Origin of the sequence: Microbulbifer rhizosphaerae, assembly GCF_014191725.1 — a bacterium.
Taxonomy (GTDB): Bacteria; Pseudomonadota; Gammaproteobacteria; order Pseudomonadales; family Cellvibrionaceae; genus Microbulbifer; species Microbulbifer rhizosphaerae.
On record NZ_JACHWZ010000037.1, the window covers coordinates 1 to 16,125 of the forward strand.

The 16,125-nt window shown below is 59.0% G+C and carries 10 protein-coding genes; 2 read left to right on the forward strand and 8 right to left on the reverse strand.

The features are described from left to right. Positions 1-220 precede the first annotated feature (220 nt). From nadA to amaB, 8 genes are all read right to left on the reverse strand, one after another. On the reverse strand, positions 221-1,279 hold the full coding sequence (nadA, locus tag FHS09_RS21650; RefSeq protein ID WP_183463869.1) for a quinolinate synthase NadA: 1,059 nt from the start codon (positions 1,277-1,279) through the stop codon (positions 221-223). A gap of 130 nt (positions 1,280-1,409) precedes the next feature. After that, entirely contained in the window at positions 1,410-2,633 is a 1,224-nt protein-coding gene (gene lhgO, locus FHS09_RS21655; protein WP_183463871.1) for an L-2-hydroxyglutarate oxidase, read from the reverse strand. A 232-nt stretch (positions 2,634-2,865) separates the two neighbouring features. Then, the gene (locus FHS09_RS21660) at positions 2,866-3,417 is read right to left on the reverse strand and encodes an Lcl C-terminal domain-containing protein (RefSeq protein ID WP_246395226.1); all 552 of its coding nucleotides are present in this window, start codon (positions 3,415-3,417) and stop codon (positions 2,866-2,868) included. Next, entirely contained in the window at positions 3,414-4,367 is a 954-nt protein-coding gene (locus tag FHS09_RS21665; protein WP_183463873.1) for an Lcl C-terminal domain-containing protein, read from the reverse strand. The genes FHS09_RS21660 and FHS09_RS21665 overlap by 4 nt, the downstream gene beginning before the upstream one ends. Before the next feature lie 141 nt (positions 4,368-4,508). Beyond that, a complete protein-coding gene (locus FHS09_RS21670; protein WP_246395228.1) occupies positions 4,509-5,753 on the reverse strand; it encodes a DUF1552 domain-containing protein in 1,245 nt (414 codons plus the stop codon). Positions 5,754-5,844: 91 nt separating this feature from the next. Then, complete coding sequence (locus tag FHS09_RS21675) at positions 5,845-9,699, reverse strand: cellulose binding domain-containing protein (protein ID WP_246395231.1); 3,855 nt, start codon at positions 9,697-9,699, stop codon at positions 5,845-5,847. Between the two features lie 602 nt (positions 9,700-10,301). Beyond that, positions 10,302-11,705 carry a pyridoxal phosphate-dependent decarboxylase family protein gene (locus FHS09_RS21680; RefSeq protein WP_183463875.1) on the reverse strand — a complete coding sequence of 468 codons (1,404 nt, stop codon included), beginning with the start codon at positions 11,703-11,705 and terminating at the stop codon, positions 10,302-10,304. 20 nt (positions 11,706-11,725) lie between these two features. Beyond that, positions 11,726-13,219 (reverse strand): L-piperidine-6-carboxylate dehydrogenase, encoded by a 1,494-nt coding sequence (gene amaB / locus FHS09_RS21685; protein ID WP_183463877.1) that lies wholly within the window; start codon positions 13,217-13,219, stop codon positions 11,726-11,728. A 339-nt stretch (positions 13,220-13,558) separates the two neighbouring features. Between amaB and FHS09_RS21690 the strand changes: the two genes are divergently transcribed. Both FHS09_RS21690 and FHS09_RS21695 read left to right on the forward strand, forming a co-directional pair. Next, the gene (locus FHS09_RS21690) at positions 13,559-14,842 is read left to right on the forward strand and encodes an FAD-dependent oxidoreductase (protein ID WP_183463879.1); all 1,284 of its coding nucleotides are present in this window, start codon (positions 13,559-13,561) and stop codon (positions 14,840-14,842) included. Between the two features lie 291 nt (positions 14,843-15,133). Continuing rightward, entirely contained in the window at positions 15,134-16,042 is a 909-nt protein-coding gene (locus tag FHS09_RS21695) for a sodium-dependent transporter (RefSeq protein ID WP_183463881.1), read from the forward strand. Positions 16,043-16,125: the final 83 nt, after the last annotated feature.

The window sequence follows — 16,125 nt, forward strand, 5'->3', positions numbered from 1 at the left end:
TCCTGACCCGAAGCCACTGACAGAGAGGAACAACGGAAAATGCAGTGCCAATAGTTGACAAGTCAATCCATATCAGGAGCCTGCTTGCAGGCGAAAGGGCCAGGGCCCCGTAGCTATTCGCTTGCCAGCAAGCTCCTGATATGGATTGACCTGTCAACTATTGGCACTGATTCCGTATTCATCATTCCGCATTCATCATTCATCATTCCGCATTCAATAATCAGTCCAGCGGCTTGCGGAAATCCAGCATCCGTTGCAGCGGCACCATCGCGCGCCTGCCCAGCTCCGGGTCCACGGAGATCTCGTTATCTCCCCGCTCCAGTACCCCGCACAGGGTCTCCAGCGAGTTCATCGCCATCCACGGGCAACTGGCGCAACTGCGGCAGGTGGCGCCGGCACCGGCGGTGGGTGCAACGATCAGTTCCTTGCCCGGGCACTGCTGCTGCATCTTGTAGAAGATGCCCTGGTCGGTGGCGACGATAAAACGCTTTTCCGGACGGGTCTTGGCCGCATTGATAATCTGCGAGGTGGAACCCACCACATCCGCCAGTTCCACCACCGCGGCGGGGGATTCCGGGTGCACCAGCACCACCGCGTCCGGGTAGAGGGCCTTCAGGTCCGACACGCCCTTGGCCTTGAACTCCTCGTGCACAATGCAGGCGCCGTCCCACAGCAGCACGTCCGCACCCGTCTCCCGCTGCACATAACTGCCCAGGTGCTTGTCCGGCGCCCAGAGGATTTTTTCGCCCTGTGCGTCCAGGTGGTCCACCACATCCAGGGCGATACTCGAAGTCACCACCCAGTCCGCGCGCGCCTTTACCGCCGCCGAGGTGTTCGCGTAGACCACCACGGTGCGGTCCGGATGCGCGTCGCAGAAAGCGGAAAATTCTTCCGGCGGGCAGCCCAGGTCCAGGGAACAGGTGGCTTCCAGGGTGGGCATCAGCACGCGCTTGTGGGGGGTGAGGATCTTGGCGGTCTCCCCCATAAACTTAACGCCGGCGACGATCAGGGTATCCGCCTGGTGTTCAGCACCGAACCGGGCCATCTCAAGGGAGTCGGATACACAGCCGCCGGTTTCCTCGGCCAGGGCCTGGATCAGCGGGTCCGTATAGTAGTGGGCCACCAGCACCGCGTTCTGCTCTTTCAGCAGGCGCTTGATACGCTCGCGCCACAGCTCCAGTTCCTCTTCGCTGTACTGGTGCACAGCCGGTTCCGCCAGGTGCCCCTGTACCAGCGCGCGCGAATCAACAGCCTCTGCGAGAACTAATTTCTGGCTCATGACTACCTATCAGTTGCGGAAAAACGCGCATTATAGCGTTATCGCGGCACTTCGGCTTTCTTCGCTACCGGCAGCCTGACGTGACCAGCAGGTCACAATTCGTCAGGCCAAAGATGCGCCGGGACCGGGATCACGCGACCCGACTGTCGGCTCTGGGCCCCAGGTGGAATTGCTGTATCGCTGTGTCGACGATGTGACCACCGATCGGCAGCGCCGAGGTGGCGGCCGGGGACGGGGCATTGCAAACATTGATGGTGCGGGCGGTGTTCACGAACAGGAAGTCATCCACCAGTTTCCCGTCCCTCGAGACCGCCTGGGCCCGCACTCCGGCCGGATAGGGCATCAGGTCCGCCTTTTCGAGCATCGGACAATACTTTTGCACCATTTTCAGGTAGCCGCCCTTGAAAAGAGAGTTCTTGAGTTCCTTCAGGCCCGGTTTCAGATTCTGTTTCAGAACTTTCAGGATACCCGGATAGCTCAGTGTTTCGAGGCTGTCCCGCAGCGACAGGTCGGTCTTGCGGTAGCCCTCCCGCTTCCAGGCCAGCACCGCGTTGGGGCCGACCGTGACGCTACCGTCGATCATGCTTGTCAGATGGACGCCGAGGAAGGGCATCGACGGGTCCGGGATCGGGTAGATCAGGTGGTTCACGATCCGGTTGTGTTCGGGTTTCAACCGGTAGTATTCACCGCGGAACGGACAGATGCGGAACGACGGCTCCAGCCCGAGCATGCGCACGATGCGATCGGCCATCAGGCCCGAGCAGGAAATCAGGTGGCGACCCGCAACGGTATCCCGGTCGCTGTGGATTCGCACTTCAGAGCGAAGCTCTTCGATACCTGTGACCGTGCTACCGAAACGGATTTCGCCACCCAGCGTGCGGAATTCCCGCCCCATCGCCTCGGTGACGGTCCGGAAATCGACGATGCCGCTTGAGGGAACGAGGATTCCCGCCATCCCGGTGATGTTGGGTTCGCGCTCTTCCAGCTCAGCGGCACTCAGCCAATAGCGCTCCAGGCCGTTGGCTTCGGTGCGCTCCCACAGCGCCTTCATGCGTTCCATTTCCAGTGCATTGGTGGCAGCCAGCACTTTACCGCACTCCAAGTACGGGATGCCGTGGCGGTCGCAGAAGGCCTTAGTGGCTCGGTTGCCCTCCAGGCAGAACTTTGCCTTCAGGCTGCCCGGGGTATAGTAAACACCCGCATGGATCACACCGCTGTTGTGGCCGGTCTGGTGTTCCGCCAGCCGGGCTTCCTTCTCGAGTACCAGAACTTTTCGATCGGGAAACGCCTGCTGCAGCTGCATGGCGGTGGACATGCCGACGATACCACCGCCGATAATGATGAAATCGTACACCCTGACCTCGCTTGCTCCTGTCCCCATCATCACCGCAATTGTGCGCGATGCCAGGCTTGTGAACGAATAAGCCGGTAAAAGGCGTTAGGCGATGCTGTTCACTGTAGGCGGAAAATCCGACCCCCTATAGGATGGGCAAAGCGTAGCGTGCCCATCAAGGCCTCGAAAGATGGGCACGTCGCTTCGCTCCTTTGCCCATCCTACAAGGGACTTCTGCTTCACTTAGTGCCATTCAGCTGTCACCGCCGCGCACCAGACGAACGGCTTTCGGCTTTGCCCGTTCGCCGTAAGTAAAAGCGCCGGTTTCAAAATCGACATGCCACGAGTAATGCGTATGAAAATAGGCCGGTGACGAAGACCAGACATCCGAAGAGGCAGCGTTGGGAAAAACCGTCAGGTTAATCGCGGGGCCGACGCATTGCAGTTCGACCAACGTACCCAGCTCGCGGATATTCGGCAGGCGCCAGTCCGTGTGGCCGGCGAAACCGCCCTCACTGTTGAACGTCGATACATAAGCCAGCGCCTCGGCCCAGGTCAACTCCAGGGTCTCACCCTCGTCACAAGCTTCGCCCGCGACACCTTCCAGGCAGGCGCGCCACATCAAGCCTGTCTCCGTGTCGACAATCGAGCCATCGTCCTTTTGCTGGTAGCGCGAGGACGGCGCCGTCGCCGCGATATGTTCGGTTTTGCAATGCTGACCGGTCTGCGCCTGGGAGACCGACGCCAGCAACACCAACAGCAATCCCGCTTTTTGCACCATGTCGATAATTCTACAGTCGATCATTCCGCACCCGAATCCCAGTCGATTTTATCGGGGCCGGTATTCCACTCCCTGACCAATCTCACATGACGGCCGTTATTGCGCGGCATCGGCGCGGAATAGCCAAATTGAAAATTGACCGCCCAGGCCCTTTCCTCCAATTTCGCATCGGGTGAATGGCTCCAGTAAAACCCGCCTTTGGCATTGGGGAAATATGCAGTATCAACAGCCGGGGAACTGCGCCCGAAGTTCACCAGGGTGGCCAGCTCCGTCAGGGTCGGCACACGCCAGTCATTGAAGCCGCACAGACCCTGCCGGTTGATGCGGCTGACGAATTCCTCGATGTTGCAATAGGTGGTGGGTTGGCCTTCGACGTATCCCGTACATTGAGCGTAGCGGCTGTTCCAGTCGCCGATGGCACCGCCATTGATACCTCTTTTTGGGTTATACCAGGTGTACACGTCGTCTGCATCGTGCAGTCCCCGGTTGCCGTAAACACCGTCGCCCGGCTGCTTGATCTCCCAGGCCAGGCCCGTGATTTCATCCAGCACGCAGTGCCAGGTTTGCGCATCTGCAGACAGCACCTGGCCTTTCTCGCCGATCTTACGAAAGATAAACCCCGCCGCGCCGTTGGCATCGTTGCCGTCGCTGACGTCCCTGCCGTGCTTGCAGTCCTGCTGGCTCAGGATGTCCCCTTGGATCACCGCCTTCTCGGGCGGTGACTCAGGGTCGACAGCTGCATTGCAATCGTCGTTGACGCCTCTGGGATAACCCGCGCTCCAGGTTATGCCCGTGTCGTTGAGCCTGCTCTGCGGCGAAGAATGATTCCGGTCGGATTTTGAGCATCCGCCCTGGCAGGCAATCCCAAACGCCAGAGTGATGATTTGTACGAATTTATTTTTGAACACTTTATTCTTGAGCGCCTTGCCGATTTCAAACTGGCCGGAGATACCATCTGTCCCTACATCCCTCAATGAGTTATCCGCCCCATTGAGGTTCGTAGCTTCAAATCAAGTATTCATTAAGTCGTCATACCGGCGCAGGCCGGTATCCAGTTCGAGGGCACCTGGATTCCGGCCTGCGCCGGAATGACGATGCATCTTTTAGAGATGCCCTCAGGTCAAAACCCCCGGAATCACTTCGCTCGCATAACCCTGATATGCCGGATGCTGATCGGCCTGCAGGGCTACCGCCGCGGTGTGTATTTGATGCAAGGGAGTGTAAGAGGCACTCCCGGCATTCGACACGCCGCGCTGGATCACTCCGCCGCCGCCGGCCATGATCAGCGGAACGTCGTTGCTGCCGTGCGCGTCACCGTTGCCCATGTCGGTTACCTCGCAGACGATAGTGCTGTCGAGCAATCCCCGGTCTCTCAACCGGCCGATCAGGTAAGCCGACAGTCCGCTCAGATGCGCCCGCGTCTCCCGATAGAAGGGGTAGGTCGGATCGCCGCCGTTGCCGCCGTGTATCGACGAATGATAAGTGTCCTTGAAATTCAAATAGGGCATGGAAAACTCGGCACCGTCGTTGCCCAGCCCCAGCGAACAGGACGCGGTCAGGTTACACTGCAGGGCAAGCGCAATGATATCCGCCTGCAGTTCCGCCTGTTGCTGAAAAGTGGAAAATTCAATCGGGAACTGGGCGGGAGCTGACGCGGCCTCGCAAGACAGCCCGCCACCGGCCATATCCTGCAGCCGCTGCTGGGTTTCTTCGATAGCCGTCAAATGCGAATCCAGACGCTGCTGTTCGTATGTACCCAGTTTCGTTTTCAGAGCATTCACCGCCTCCAGGTGCGCGTCCACCGCATTCAGCTTGGGGTCGGCGCCACCACCGGGTTGCAGGTTGCCAAACAGCCGGTTGAATGCATTGAACGGGTTGTCTTCAAACGGCACTTCGGAGCCGTTGTCTTTGGTCAAGGTGCCGTTGCCGTTGCTGTGCACACCCAGGTTGACGTAGGTGAAAGGCAGGTTCCCGCCGAGGATTCTGCCCATGTTGACGTCAAAGCTGTCGCCGCCCCAACTGTTGTTGATGATGGTCGGCATCACGCCGTGCCCACCGCGATGATGGTTCATGCTCCTCAGAAAGTTGCACTCACTGGCGACGGAACTGTAGGGCTGGGACATCTCCCCGAAACTGGTCAGATCGCTGTTCGGAAACCAGTGCTCGGGCAGGGCGCCGTCGGGCACATAAATGACAACCGATTTGTTGGGGCCGGTCTGCGCCTCAGCCCAGCGGGAGACCATCATGCCAGTTACCAGCGGCGAGGCCCGCATCAGTCCCTTGGTAATGCCTGCGGCGGCGAAGACTTTCAGCAAATCTCTGCGCCTTTTGTCAAACACGTTTTTGTATCGCTTTGCCATGACCTGAACCTTTATTGTTTTACACACATAATCGAATCAAGTGCCGGGTTGAGCCGGGCGGCCGCGCCAGTGGGCGCGGCCACGTCGTGCGTCAACGAGGCCACTCTTTGCGGTAACGCACCGCTTCCAGTGTGCTCATGCTCTCAAGCATTGTCCGGGGACTTTGCTGCACGAGGGTATCGGTCATATCCAGAATGGTGCAGGTGTAACCGTCCTCCTCGACCGGATCGAGTTCCCGTCCCTGCGGATTGGTCTTGTCGATACTGTCGTGCCCGACGCCGAGCATAAAGCGGAACATGTTCTTCGATACGCAGGACTGCGCACTGGGTAGGGTTGCCAGCACCTGGCCCAGCCCCCGGGCACCGTCGAAGGCGATCCACTCGCCCCGGTTGCTTAAAACATCGGGCGCATACAACTGTCCGCTGGCATCGATTGGGTTGCCGTTCAGATCGACGCTGCGCAGGTTACCGACCGAGTCGAAGTCCTCCATGCCGCCGCCGAGCGGGTTGATCCACTCCTGGTGGCAGTTCAGGCAGGGCGCGACGGACGTCAGAGCCTCGTATTTCATGCGGTTGGTGGTCGCCGGATCGCTGATAAGGTCCGACAATTCCTCCAGGCGCTCCGCGCGGCTTTCCGCGATACCGGCGGGCGGATCGGGTTGATCCTGGCACAACATGCGGCGGCGCACCCGCACCGAACGCCGGATCGGCGAGGTTTCGACGCGCTCGGCCCAGCGCGCCATAAAGGCGCCGCTGGTGAGGATACCGCCGCGATCGCTGGTGTTGATCCGCTGGAACGAATCGCCCGAGACACCGCCAATGCCGTAGTGCTGCGCCAGCGGCCCGTTGACGAAGGTCCAGTTGGCGTCGTAGAGCGAAGCGAACGACTCGTTACCGTTCAACATGACCTCCGCGAACACTTCGCGGATTTCCTGCTCCATGTGCGGGGCCACGTTCTCGAAGGTGGGCCAGGCAGCCGCATCCTTCGGCGAATTTTCCAGATTGTCAGTATCCAGCCAACTGCCGACGAAGCTGCCCATGGTTTCCCTCGCATCGGACATGTTCAACAGCCGCTGCGCTTCCATCCTGATCTGGGCCGGATCGCGCAACTGGTCGTTGGCCGCCTTCTGCAGCGCGGTGTCGTCCGGCGTGGAACCGGCGAACGAATAGCTCAACCAGGTGGCCATTTCATACGAGGTCAACTCGTAGGAACCGGGATCGATTTCGCTGTTGGCCGGATTCGACTCGCCCAACTCGTGGCGGTACAGGAACTGCGGCGAGGACAGCATCGCCGTCAACGCCAGTTGGATACCCGAGTGCACATCGCCCTCGGTGAAGCTGCCATTTGCCAGTTGCGTGTAGGTCGACACTTCCTCGCTGTCCAGCGGACGGCGGAACACTTTCGGCGCAAACTCGCCGATGAACTGGTCGACGCAGCTCTGGTTGAACGAGTCACAGTTTAGCGCGGGCGAGAAATCGCGGCTCGCCGACCATGCAGCAATTTCCTCGGCCACGGTCAGGTAGCGGTCATAGGTACCGGTTACGACCGACGAATGGGCATTGTTGATGAAGTAGCCGACCCGGCTGTCTTCAGCCAGCCCGTCGGAGGCTGCGAAATCGACCCCCAGCAGGTCCTCAACCGTTTTCTGATATTCGGATCGCGTCAGAATCTTCAACTGGCGGGCGCCGTAGCGGACGATACTGCAATTGGGCGGCACCTGATCTTCCCAGAAGGTGTCGGCGATATAATTGCCGACCTTCTCCGCGCAGTCTGCGCCGCAGAGGGACGGTTGGCCCTGAGGCATCGAGTCCTCGATAAACCCGATCATGAAATCCAGGTCCTGAGGCTCGTTCAGCGGTATGCCCACCGAACCGCCGTCGGCCGCGAAACCGTGGCAGTCCGCGCAGACAGCGCTATAGATCTCGGCACCGGTCATATTCCCCGTGTCGATGGGGCCGCCGCTACTGGAAGAGCTGGAGCTGCTGGACGACGAACTCGAACCGCTGCTCGATGAGCCGCCCGGGCCGCTGCAGTCCGGTACGACGAAGCTGCCGTCGTGGTCGCCCTGGAAACCGAACGAAGTACTGCCACCGGGCGAGAGGCTGCCGTTCCAGCCGACGTCGCCGGCCGTGACTGTGTTGCCCGAGACGCTCAGATTCACATTCCAGCTGCCGGTGACTTGCGGCGGTTCACTGAACTGAAGCGCAATCTCCCAGCTACTCACCGCGATGTTGCCACCGTTGGTCACGGTGACATCCAATTGGTATCCGTTGTTCCAGACATTCTGGCCGGTGATCGAACAGCTTACGCCACCGCCGCCGCTGCTGCCGCTGGACGAGTTGCTGGAACTCGAGCTGCTTGAACTCGAAGCGCTGCTTGATGAGGAACTGCTGCTCGACGAGGAACTGCTCGACGACGAGCTGGAGCTGCTGGAATTATTGCCGCCCTCCGCAACTATCTGGTGCAACGTGCCCCCGATAATATCCACCACATAAATTTCGCCGCTGTTGGACTGGCCGAACGAGGCAATGCCCATATTCGTGTCCGCCAGTTGGTACATGGCGTCGGTGTAGGCCCAGACCCTGCCGCTCTGGTAATCGCCGAAGATATAGGCACCGCCCATGCCGGCGATTTGCGCCCCGTGGTAAACGTAACCGCCGGTGATCGACTGCCCCTGGCCGTGATCGTATTCGAACAGGGGATCGTCGTAGGGGCCGCTGCCGTTGCAGCTGTTGGAAGTGGCGTGGAAGCCCTCGCGGCAACGCCAGCCGTAGTTGCCGCCGTTTTCGATAATATTGACTTCCTCGTACAGCGCCTGGCCGACGTCGGCCAGCCACAAGTCGCCGGTGAGCTTGTCGAAACTCCAGCGCCAGGGGTTTCTCAGGCCATAGGCGTAGATCTCCGGCAGGCCGCCGCCGCTCGCGAAAGGGTTGTCCGGGGGAATGCTGTACGGCGAACCGCTGTCGACGTCGATCCTGAGCATGGAGCCGTGCCAGGTGCTGGTATCCTGGCCGTTGGCCTCGGGGTCGTTGGCCGAACCGCCGTCGCCGAAGCCGATATACAGGTAACCGTCAGTGCCGAACGCGATATTGCCGCCGTTGTGGTTGGCGAAGGGCTGCTGCAGGGTGAGGATGTCCTGGCGCGAACTGGCGTTCAGGCTAGCTCCGCCCGGGTTCTCCGTATATCGCGCGATCACCGACATCATCTGGCCCGAGCCCGGTACGGTAAACGACAGGTACACCACGCCGTTGGACTGATAATCGGGATGGAAGGCCACCCCCAGCAAGCCGCCCTCGCTCGCGGTATCGACCACCCCGGACAGGTCCAGGTAGGTGTTCTTGGTGGAAGTGGAGTTATTGGTGGCGTCAATCCAGTAGAGCACACCGGTTTTCTCCAGCACGTACCAGCGCGAATCGTCGCCCGGCGCCTGCATCAGGCCGAGCGGCTGACTGAAGGTCAGGTTCGGAAATACCCGTTCGATTTCCACCACCGGAGGCGGGCCACTGGGGCCGCCGCTGGTCGAGGAGCTGGAACTGCTGCTGGAAGAACTGGAACTCGATGATGAGCTCGAGCTGGAGCTTGAACTGCTGCTCGAAGAACTCGAACTGGAACTGCTGCCAGTACCCCCCCCGTCACAAACCGAACCGGTCACAATCGGCGTCGCGGCGCTGGACGAACCATTGCTCACCTGCATACCGAACTCGACAGACTGTCCCGGCTGGATGTTGCCGTTCCACGACAAGTTGCTTGCGGTGTACGGGTTATCGCCCGAAACGTTGGCGTTCCAGCTGCTGGTAACGACGGTGCCGTCGCTGTATTCCCAGCTGACCTCCCAACCATTGATGTCGCTGGAGCCGTCGTTGGTGATACGGATGCCGGCCTGCGCACCCGAGCCCCAATCGTTGACCACGATGTACTCACAGGTCGCAGCGACCGCTGCCTGCATCGAGCCCCAGACGCACAAGAACAGAAATAATGATGAGATTTTCAAGACTGGGTTTTTCATTATTGTTTCCTACACCATCGAGATGTAAATGGATGCCACCGTCTCCCGATGGCTCTTTACTACTTGGAGTTTTCCGGGGATTTGACACTTTTGGTGTAGAGGCGGCCGATCGGATACCGGCGACACTTCGCTCTACCAGCATGGGGTGCGGAAAATAGGCTGGGGTGTGCTGGCTGCTTCTGAAACAGCTCGACACCCTCTTTCTTATGTTTTTATCGCGCTTATGTTTTCATCGCGTTCATTTTTATTCTCAGCTCGTACCCGGGCGTCGCTTCTGGATATTGAAGTTCAACGCTGTGCCCACCAAGCCGGGCTTGCGATGTAATGTAATCGGTTTCATTTTGATCCACAAGCACCAAAATGGAACTTGGCGCCATTTTCTTCTTTGCCGCCACGGACAGGAAAATCAATGAAAATCAATCAGATAGGTGGAAACAGAAACAGCGGGGCAAAATCTCGAGTTGAAATAAGCGCCAGCGGGCGAACCGGATGCTGTACTGTCGCGCACCCTTATGCTGCACGGCGAGGTGGCGCGCTGCGGCTCAGCAGCTTCCGAGCCGATCGATGGTTTCCCGGACATCGTCCTCCGTTGTCAGCGGATTGATGATGCAGAGACGAAGCACGGTGCGGCCCTTGAGTACGGTGGAGGACACGCAGGCAAAACCCGAATCCGCCAGCTCCTGGACGCGTTGCTTATGGTCCTCGCCAGTCTTCCCTTTCAATGCAAAACACACGACGCCAATTTGCGCCGGGGTTACCACTTCCCACTTGTCCGGTTGCTGTCGCAGGTAGCGCTCGGCGTACTCGGCCAGGGCGATGCCGGTTTCAATCGCCTCGCGAAACCTGGCTACGCCATAAGTGCGCAAACTCATCCACAGCTTCAGTGCCCGCGAGCGCCGGGTTAACTCGAGGCCGCGATTGCGGAAGTCCACTTCGCCCGCACCCGCCTCCACATCTTTCAGGTATTCGGGGTTCATGTTGAAGCACTGCTCGAGGGCCCCTTTGCGGATTAACAGGCAGCCCGCGTCATAGGGTTGGAACAGCCATTTGTGCGGGTCCAGTACCAGCGAATCGGCGCGCTCCATGCCGTGCAGGTAGACGCGCCCCTGCGCCGTGAGCGCTGCCGGGGCGCCGTAGGCGCCGTCGATGTGAAACCACAGGTTTTCCCGCGCACAGATATCCGCCAGTTCCGGCAGCGGATCGACGGTACCGGCATTGGTGGTTCCCGCCGTTCCGATCACCATAAACGGCCTGTTGCCCGCCTGTCGGTCCCCGGCAATGGCAGCGAGCAATGACTCGACAGGCATCCTGAGCTGGTCGTCACTTTCCAGAATGCGAATATACTCCGGCGGGAAACCCAGCTCTTTCAGCGCCCGCGGCAGGGACGAATGGGTCTGGTCGCTCAGGTACACCACACCGGTGCCAACGGTGGCCCGCGCTACGGCAAAGGCGGTGAGACTGGCCATGGAGCCACCGCTGACCAGAACACCCTCGGTGCCTTCGGGGAGGCCCATCAACTGGCGCAGCCAGTCGATCACCACCAGCTCAACGGTGGCGGGACCGGAGCCGCCCGCCCAGGAGGCCGCGATGGTATTGAACCCCGTACCCAGCCATTCCCCGAGCACGGCGGCAAATGAGCTGGGCCCCGGTACCCGGGCAAAGTAACGGGGGTGGTCGCCCCGCTGTTGATGGGGAAGCGCCACCTCGGCCAGCAGGGCGAGAGATTCCTCGGCGTTTAACGGCTGTTCGGGCAGATGGCCGCCCAGGGCCTGCCGAAGCTGATCGGCCTGGCCGGTCAGGATCGCGGCCTCCCGGGTCTTGCGTGCCAGTCGATCAACTACCATGTCCACCACCCGGTAACCCAGGCGGCGCATCTCTTCGGCCTCCAACCCCAGGGTGTCAGGGGGATAGCCGGACTCGTTTTCGCTCAACCTGTCGGTCGTCATGACTTCCCCCTCACCACTCGCTAAATATCGAACTCGATGCCCTGGGCCAAGGGCAGTTCCGTTGAATAGTTCACCGTGGAAGTGGCGCGACGCATGTAGCCCTTCCAGGCATCGGAGCCGGACTCGCGACCGCCGCCGGTTTCCTTTTCACCACCGAAGGCACCGCCTATTTCCGCACCGCTGGTGCCGATATTGACGTTGGCAATACCGCAGTCGCTGCCCGCGGCGGAGAGAAAGGTTTCCGCTTCCCGAACATCATTGGTGAAAATGGCAGAGGACAGCCCCTGGGGAACATCGTTCTGCAGGCGTATCGCCTCCTGCAGGTCGGTGTAGGGATAGACATAGAGAATCGGCGCGAATGTCTCGTGCTGGACCGTCTGCCCGGATTCCGGCATTTCGACAATCGCGGGCTGGACGTAATAAGCATCGGGGTATTCGTCAGACAGAACCCGCTCTCCCCCGGTGACCTTCCCGTTCGCCACTCCCTGCAGGGCGGTTTGCATACTGTCGTAAGCGGTCCGGTCGATCAGCGGTCCTACCAATGTACCGGCATCCAGCGGATTGCCGATCTTGACACTTTGATAGGCCTTTTTCAGGGCCGGTACCAGCTCTTCGTAGATGGATTTGTGCACCAGCAGGCGGCGCGTGCTGGTGCAGCGCTGCCCCGCGGTGCCCACGGCGCCGAACAGGATCGCACGCACGGCCATCTCCAGGTCGGCGGAGGGGCAGACCATAATGGCATTGTTACCGCCGAGTTCCAGAATGGAGCGGCCAAAGCGCTCGGCCACCACCGGGCCCACTTTGCGGCCCATGGCGGTACTGCCGGTGGCACTGATCACCGGTACCCGCTTGTCCGCGGTCAGTTGGGCGCCGATATCGGCCTCGCCGATCAGCAACTGGGACAAGCCGTCCGGCACACCGCCCACTTCCCGGGCGGCATCCTCAAAGAGCTTCTGGCAGGCGATCGCGGTGATGGGGGTCTTCTCCGAGGGCTTCCAGATGACGCTGTTGCCGCAGACCACGGCCAGGGCGGCATTCCAGCTCCAGACCGCGACGGGGAAGTTGAACGCCGAGATAATGCCCACGGGACCGATGGGGTGCCAGGTTTCACTCATGCGATGCCCCGGGCGTTCAGAGGCGATGGTCAACCCGTGGAGCTGGCGGGACAGGCCCACAGCGAGGTCGCAGATATCGATCATCTCCTGCACTTCGCCGAGGCCTTCCTGGAAGATCTTGCCGCACTCGAGGGTAACCAGCGCGCCCAGGGCCTCTTTGTGCTCCCTGAGCTTGTTGCCCAGCACGCGAATCAGCTCACCGCGCTTGGGGGCCGGTACCAGCTTCCACTGCTGGAAGGCCTCCTGGGATTTTGCAATGATGGCATCTGCCTGGGCAGCGCTATGGGCTGTTACACGGCCGATTTCCCCACCGTCGATTGGGCTGGTCACACTGAGATCACCCCGATCCAGTGCGCTGATGTCCAATCCGAGATTGTCTAGAACGTCTGTCAGTTTCACTTTGCTAGTGCCCCCTTGAACGGCATCTGAAAATACACTCCACCCCACCGTAAAGCTTGTCCCGATGAGACCTCCATGGAGCAGGATCGGATTAGTGGAGCACAGCTGCGCCGGGACTGTAAAACAACTATTGCTCACAACTATATGACTAAATTGGGCAATGACCGACTACCCGGACGGAAGGGACAGCCCCCCTGCTGTCCATGAGCTTTGGTTACAAACATGTACCAAATACACGCTACCCCAGGGCGAGTTTACGGTGTGATACTCGCCAGAAATACCGCTTTCAGCTTCCCAAGGATGGCGAATAGCCCCTGAATAATAATTAAGGAGTTAGATGTGAATAACCCCACTTTATTAAACAGCCTCTGGCGCAGCACCGCCGGCGAGATCCTTGAGAATGCCGCCCTGAATGAAAACCGGGTTGTGGATGTGGTAATCATCGGGGGCGGCTTCACAGGGGTAACGGCGGCTCTGGAGCTAGCGGAAAAGGGGGCCAGCGCAACCCTGCTGGAAGCAGACGATATCGGTTATGGAGGCTCAGGCAGAAATGTGGGACTGGTAAATGCCGGGCTGTGGATGGAGCCGGAAAAAATAGAAAAAATACTGGGGAAAACGGCCGGAAAGAAAATCAACACCATGCTGGCCGCAGGACCGGAGCAGGTATTCTCGAATATCGCCCGCTTCGGGATCGATTGCGAGCTCACCCGAACGGGCACCCTGCACTGCGCCCATTCGGCCAGTGGGTTAGCCAACTTAAAGGACCGCTTAAGACAATACCGCGCGAGGGGTTTGAAGGCTGAACTGTTGAGCCGGGAAGAGACAGCGGCCAAAACGGGCACCTCCATCTATCGAGGTGCAATCTGGCATCGGGATGTGGGAACCATTCAGCCCCTCGCTTATGTTCGCGGCCTCGCCCGTGCCGCGGTTTCCGCCGGCGCTTCTGTTTACCAAAACAGTCCCGTCGTATCGATAGAGAGAAAAGAAAACCGCTGGCTGGTCCGCACTCCAACGAATACTGTGGAGGCCAATGGCATTCTTTTGGCCACCAATGCCTATCATCGGGACTTATTGGTCGGCAACGCCACGCCTCAATATACCCCCGTGTACTTTTTCCAGGCTGCGACGCAACCGCTGTCGGCGGAGGCACTGGAGCGCATTCTGCCCGAGCGCCAGGGGTGCTGGAATACCGCGACGATTATGACATCGCTCAGGCGCGACGAGGCGGGGAGATTGATTATCGGTGCGGTGGGCAACATCGAAGGCGCCAGCAGCGGCATCCACTATCAGTGGGCCAAACATAGATTGCACCAGATGTTTCCCTACCTGGAAGCCGTCGAATTCGATCACACCTGGCACGGGCGCATCGCTTTTTCGGCGGACCACTTACCCCATATGGTCAAATTTGGCCCCAACGCATTGAGCATCTTTGGCTATAGCGGGCGGGGGATTGGGCCGGGCAGCGTGTTTGGCAAAGCTGCCGCCGAGTATTTGCTGGGCGGCAATGAAGAGGTGCTGCCCATTGAACCCTCGACCGTATATCGCGAAAGCTTTACCACGGCGAAGAGCCACTATTACGAGCTTGGCGCCACCGTCATGCATGGACTGACACAATTGGTATAAACAGCGAATTCAACCATAAATAAAACAGGCATATATCCCACTATAAACCAGATTTACAACATTTTTCCCTTCCAAAATATTATTGTGCAGCGTCTTTAACTACAAAAACAGCTAAAGAGCGACATATATGACCTCAGGTCACAAGCATATACCTTTTTTGCGATAACTCAGGTCGGGGTTTCAGGGTATAACTGAATTTAGCGAATAAAGTGTCATTTTGACCTGCACTGACAAATGTATCTGCAGCCATGCTACCGATATAAAAAATATAATTAGGGAGGTTTGCGAATAATGATAACGCTCAATGCAGGTCGGAGCGCCGAATCCATCCAGCCCACTCATAGTGATATACCTGACGATAAGTCAGCAAACGCAGGATGGTCCTCTCGAGCTGCGTTTATCTTTGCATCGATAGGTTTCGCGGTTGGCCTCGGCAATATCTGGCGTTTTCCCTATATGGTGGGTGAAAACGGCGGTTCAGCTTTTGTGCTGGTCTATCTCCTGTGCGTTTTCATCATCGGGATGCCGATACTGATAGCCGAACTGACCATTGGGCGGATTGGCCGGGGCTCCTGTACGGGTGCGGTGCTCCAAACCGCACTACAGGAGAACAGGTCCCCACGCTGGAAAGGCGTAGGCTACATCAACATGCTGGCCGCGTTCCTGGTGACCCTGATCTACAGCGGCATAGTCGGCTGGGTGCTCTACTATCTCTACAAATCAGTATCAGTAGGATTTGGCTCCTTTGATGCGGCCATGTCATCTGCCGCATACCAGGCGATGCTGCAGGACAACGCGGTCATGATTTTCTGGTGCTGGACCGGCCTGGCGATCACAGCGGGTATTGCGTTTCTCGGCCTGAAAGCTGGCGTTGAGCGCGCGGTGTCTGTAATGATCCCGCTACTCATAGTCGTAATGGTGCTACTGGCCGGTTACGGGATGCTCTCCGAAGGCTTTGCGCCTGCTGTCAGCTACCTGTTCGAACCGGATTTCAGCAAAATAAATGGGGCGGTCTTTCTGGCCGCCATCGGCCAGGCCTTTTTCTCCATCGGCGTCGGTCTCGCGGCCATGATGACCTATGGTAGTTACCTGCCCAAGAGCTTCAATATTCCTGCAGGCGCGGGGATTATCATTGCTGCAGACACCGTTATCGCTCTCCTGGCGGGAGTGGTTATTTTTCCACTGGTATTTACCCGGTAGTTGCATAAATTAATCGGATCTCAGTCATGAAACGCCTTGTTTTACAGGCTCGATCACGGACTCCATCAGTGTCACTGGAATTC